The organism is Streptomyces sp. NPDC059456 (assembly GCF_042750055.1).
Classification (GTDB): domain Bacteria; phylum Actinomycetota; class Actinomycetes; order Streptomycetales; family Streptomycetaceae; genus Streptomyces.
This window is the reverse complement of sequence record NZ_JBHYVA010000692.1, coordinates 1-4,460: the sequence shown is the minus strand read 5'-3', so window position 1 is coordinate 4,460 and position 4,460 is coordinate 1. Positions and strand designations below refer to the sequence as shown.

The following is a 4,460-nucleotide window of genomic DNA, read 5'->3' as shown; positions in this document are numbered from 1 at the left end:
TTGTGTTTTGGGCTCGTTGTCCGGGGTCTTGGTGGCCTTCTCTTTGCTCTTTGTCTCTTTGGTGGCCTCTCACCCCCCCCCCCCGGCCGGGGCAGTCGCACCCCCGGCCCGCCGCCGGAGGCCGGCGACGCGCGCCGTCGGTCTTTGCGCAGGCCGCCGTCGGCGCCGGGCGGACGGGTGGGGCGGGGTTCGTGCGGGGCGGGTCGGCGGTGGGGTGTCCCGGCAGGTCGGCGGGGTGGTGACGGCCACAGGCCGGGGCGGGGCAATCGTGGGTATGCTCGCCGCCATGCCGCCCCAGCCCCCTTCCGCCGCATCGCGGGACGAGCCCGTCATACGCGACCGCGGTGACGCCTGCCCCGGTGCGCTGCGGCTCCACGCCGCGGACGACGGGTTCCTGGCGCGCGTCCGGATCCCCGGCGGGCTGCTCGACGCGGACGCGGCCCTGCTGCTGGCGGATGCCGCCGACCGGCTCGGCGACGGGCACGTCGACCTCACCTCGCGCGGCAACGCCCAGCTGCGCGGGCTCGGTGCGAGCTGCGGCGGCGAGCTGCAGGACGTGCTGGTCCGTGCCGGTCTGCTGCCCGCGCCCACCCACGAGCGGGTCCGCAACATCGTCGCCTCGCCGCTGACCGGCCTGGACCGGCGCGGACTGCCCGACGTGGCCCCCTGGGTCGCGGAGCTGGACCGGCTGCTCTGCGCGAGCGCGCCCGCGGCCGCGCTGTCCGGGCGGTTCCTGTTCGCCCTCGACGACGGCCGCGGCGACGTGACCTCGCTCGCCGCGGACATCAGCCTGACCGCCCACGGTGACGACCGGGCCCTGCTGTGGACGGCCGGCCCGGCCGGCCCGGCCGACGCGCTGCTCGTGGCCGCCGCCGACGCGCCCCGGGCCGCCCTCGAAGCCGCCGCGTACTTCCTCGACGCCGCCCTCGAAGCCGGCACCCGGGCCTGGCGGGTCACTGAACTGCCCGCCGAACACGCCCTGGAATCGGCCGCGTTGGCGGCTCGGCTGGGCGCCGCCGGGATCGAGGCCGCCCTCGTACGGGATGCCGTGGATGCCGCCGCTCCGCACGCTCCGCACGGCCCGGCGCCCGAACCCGGCCTGGTCGAGGGCCCCGACGGCACCACCGCGCTCAGCGTGTCGGCCCGGCTCGGCCGGCTGACCACCGCGCAGTGGCGCCGCCTGGCCGGCCTCACCGGCCGCGTCCGCCTGACGCCCTGGCGCGGCATCATCGTCCCCGGCGTGCCCGCCCGTACCGCCGCGCGGGAACTCGCCGGCCTCGCGGAGGACGGGCTGATCACCACCCCCGACGATCCCTGGCGGTCCGTCACCGCCTGTACGGGGCGCCCCGGTTGCGCGAAGTCCCGCGCGGACGTCCGCGCCGACGCGCACGCCGTCGTGGCGCGGGCCACCGGCCCGCAGCACCCGCTGCCCGTGCACTGGTCCGGCTGCGAACGCCGCTGCGGACACCCCCGCGGCACCGCATGGGTGGACGTGGTCGCCACCCCCGCCGGATACGACCTCACCGCCGACGGCGGCGGCACCACCCGCCGCGGCCTGCGCACCTGCGAACTTCCCGCGGCCCTCGCGGACGCACACCGCACCACCTCCCACGACGCAGCGAAGAAATGAGCGAGTACACAGTGTTCGAGTACGAGAAGGACGGCGCGGCGATCTACCGCCAGTCCTTTGCCACGATCCGCGCCGAGGCGGACCTCTCCGGACTGCCCGCCTCCGTCGCCCAGGTCGCGGTGCGCATGATTCACGCCTGCGGAATGACCGACCTGCCCCAGGACCTCGGCTACACCCCGGACGTCGTGCTCCGCGCGCGTGCCGCGCTGACCGCGGGCGCGCCGATCCTCTGCGACGTGCAGATGGTCGCCAGCGGTGTCACCCGCAAGCGGCTGCCCGCCGACAACGAGGTGATCTGCACCCTCTCCGATCCGGCCGTACCGGCCCTCGCCGCGAAGATGGGCACCACGCGCAGCGCCGCCGCCCTCGAAGTCTGGCGCGACCGCGGCCTGTTGGAGGGTTCCGTGATCGCCGTCGGCAACGCGCCGACCGCCCTGTTCCGGCTGCTGGAGATGATCGAGGAGGGTGCCCCGCGCCCCGCCGCCGTCATCGGCGTCCCGGTCGGCTTCATCGGCGCCGCCGAGTCCAAGGACGCGCTCGCCGCCCACGCCTCCGGGCTCGACCACCTGATCGTGCGCGGCCGGCGCGGTGGCAGTGCCATCGCCGCCGCCGCCGTCAACGCGATCGCGAGCGAGGAAGAATGAGCACCGCAGCCGCTACCGGAAAGCTGTACGGCGTCGGGCTCGGCCCCGGCGACCCCTCCCTGATGACGCTGCGGGCCGTCGAGGTGATCGCGCAGGCGCAGGTCGTCGCGTACCACAGCGCCCGTCACGGCCGTTCGATCGCCCGCTCGATCGCCGCCGGGCACCTGCGCGCCGACCACATCGAGGAGCCGCTGGTCTACCCGGTCACCACCGAGACCACCGACCACCCCGGCGGCTACCAGGGGGCGATGGAGGAGTTCTACGAGGAGTCCGCCGCCCGGCTGGCCGCGCACCTGGACGCCGGCCGCACCGTCGCCGTGCTCGCCGAGGGGGACCCGCTCTTCTACGGCTCGTACATGCACATGCACAAGCGGCTCGCCGACCGGTACGAGGCCGAGGTGATCCCCGGTGTGACCTCGGTGAGCGCCGCCGCCGCCCGCCTCGGCACCCCGCTCGTCGAGGGCGAGGAGGTGCTGACGATCCTGCCCGGCACCCTGCCGGAGGAGGAACTCACCGCCCGGCTCGCCGCCACCGACTCCGCGGTCGTGATGAAGCTCGGCCGCACCTTCCCGGCCGTGCGCCGGGCGATGGAGGGCAGCGGTCGCCTCGCCGAGGCCCGCTACGTCGAACGCGCCACCATGGAGGGGGAACGGACCGGCGTCCTCGCCGACACCGACCCCGACAGCGTGCCGTACTTCGCGGTGGCCGTCGTGCCCAGCCGCATCGGCAACCCGGGCAGCGTGCCGTCGGGCCCCGGCGAAGTCGTCGTCGTGGGCACCGGCCCGGCCGGGCCGCTCTGGCTGACCCCCGAGACGCGGCGGGCCCTGGCCGACGCCGAGGTGCTCGTCGGGTACACCACCTACCTGGACCGGGTCCCCGCGAAGCCGGGCCAGGTCCGGCACGGCTCCGACAACAAGGTCGAGTCGGAGCGCGCCGAGTTCGCGCTCGACCTCGCCCGCCGCGGCAAGCGGGTGGCGGTGGTCTCCGGCGGCGACCCGGGCGTCTTCGCCATGGCCACCGCCGTCCTGGAGGTCGCCGGGCAGCCCGAGTACAAGGACGTGCCCGTACGGGTCCTGCCCGGAGTGACCGCCGCCAACGCGGCAGCCGCCGCGGCCGGGGCCCCGCTCGGCCACGACTACGCCACCGTCTCCCTGTCCGACCGGCTCAAGCCGTGGGAGGTCATCGCGGAGCGGCTGCGCGCCGCCGCCGCGGCCGACCTGGTCCTCGCCCTGTACAACCCGGGCTCGCGCAGCCGGACCTGGCAGGTCGCCCAGGCCAAGGAGCTGCTGCTGGAGCTGCGTTCGGCCGAGACGCCGGTGGTCGTCGCGCGTGACGTCGGCGGTCCCGAGCAGTCGGTCCGCATCCTCCCGCTCGGCGAACTGGAGCCGTCCGAGGTGGACATGCGCACGATCCTGCTGATCGGCTCCTCGCAGACCCGGGTCACCGAGCGCCCGGACGGCTCCCGCGTCACGTGGACCCCCCGCCGCTATCCGTGACCACCCCGGCTCACCGCCCCCGAAGGCCCGGTCCGGCCCGCCGCCGCACCGGGCCTTCGGGCCGTCCGGGGCGGGTGCGGATCAGGGATCAGCGGCACAGGGCCGTGTCCACGACCGCCTGGACGTGCCGCGTCACCTCCGGGTCGGACGGAACGGCGGTCACCGTCACGTTGGCGGCGCGCCGTCCGTCATCGGTGACCCCGCCCCGCGTCTCGTACCCCGCGATGTCACCCCCGTGCCCCCAGGAGACCCCGCCGCACGGCAGCGGCCGGCTCACCAGCCCCAGCCCGTAGCCGGCGCCGGTGTCCGCCATCGGGACGGTGGTGCACATCTGGTCGAGCTGGGCCTTGGGGAGGAGACGGCCTCCCAGGAGTGCTCCGAAGAACCGGTTGAGGTCGGAGCCGGTGGATATCAGCTGCCCGGCCGCCCAGCCCGCCGAGGGGTCCAGTTCCGTGAAGTCCCGCCACGGCCGGTCCGCCGACGTCCTGTGGTAGCCGTGGGGATGGGGCCCCCGCACGGACCTGTCCCCGGGTGCGGGGAAGGAGGTGTGGCGCAGCCCGAGGGGGGTGATGATCCGCCGCTCCATCTCCTCCGTCAGGGGCCGGCCGGTGACCCGCTGGATGATGAGCCCGGCCAGTACGTAGTTCGTGTTGCTGTACGCCCACCCCGCCCCGGGGGCGAAGTCCGCCT

At 75.5% G+C, this 4,460-nt stretch carries 4 protein-coding genes; 3 read left to right on the top strand and 1 reads right to left on the bottom strand.

Annotation, left to right across the window (positions count from 1 at the left end):
* Positions 1-286: 286 nt before the first annotated feature.
* The 3 genes from cobG to ACFXA3_RS36540 are packed head-to-tail and all read left to right on the top strand — an operon-like array spanning position 287 to position 3,770.
* Positions 287-1,630: a precorrin-3B synthase gene (gene cobG / locus ACFXA3_RS36550; RefSeq protein WP_385194468.1), complete on the top strand. Its 1,344-nt coding sequence runs from the start codon at positions 287-289 to the stop codon at positions 1,628-1,630.
* Positions 1,627-2,274, top strand: a complete 648-nt coding sequence (locus ACFXA3_RS36545; RefSeq protein WP_082410948.1) for a precorrin-8X methylmutase — start codon at positions 1,627-1,629, stop codon at positions 2,272-2,274. Before cobG ends, ACFXA3_RS36545 begins: the two co-directional genes overlap by 4 nt.
* Positions 2,271-3,770: a precorrin-2 C(20)-methyltransferase gene (locus tag ACFXA3_RS36540; RefSeq protein ID WP_385194465.1), complete on the top strand. Its 1,500-nt coding sequence runs from the start codon at positions 2,271-2,273 to the stop codon at positions 3,768-3,770. The genes ACFXA3_RS36545 and ACFXA3_RS36540 overlap by 4 nt, the downstream gene beginning before the upstream one ends.
* Before the next feature lie 88 nt (positions 3,771-3,858).
* Here the strand turns inward: ACFXA3_RS36540 and ACFXA3_RS36535 are convergent.
* The coding region (locus ACFXA3_RS36535) for a serine hydrolase domain-containing protein (protein WP_385194462.1) at positions 3,859-4,460 on the bottom strand (602 nt) is incomplete at its 5' end.

What these genes read in the sequence shown, in the direction of transcription:
- cobG (WP_385194468.1), top strand. Translation starts at nt 287, where the DNA reads ATGCCGCCCCAGCCCCCTTCCGCCGCATCGCGGGACGAGCCCGTCATA.
- ACFXA3_RS36545 (WP_082410948.1), top strand. Translation starts at nt 1,627, where the DNA reads ATGAGCGAGTACACAGTGTTCGAGTACGAGAAGGACGGCGCGGCGATC.
- ACFXA3_RS36540 (WP_385194465.1), top strand. Translation starts at nt 2,271, where the DNA reads ATGAGCACCGCAGCCGCTACCGGAAAGCTGTACGGCGTCGGGCTCGGC.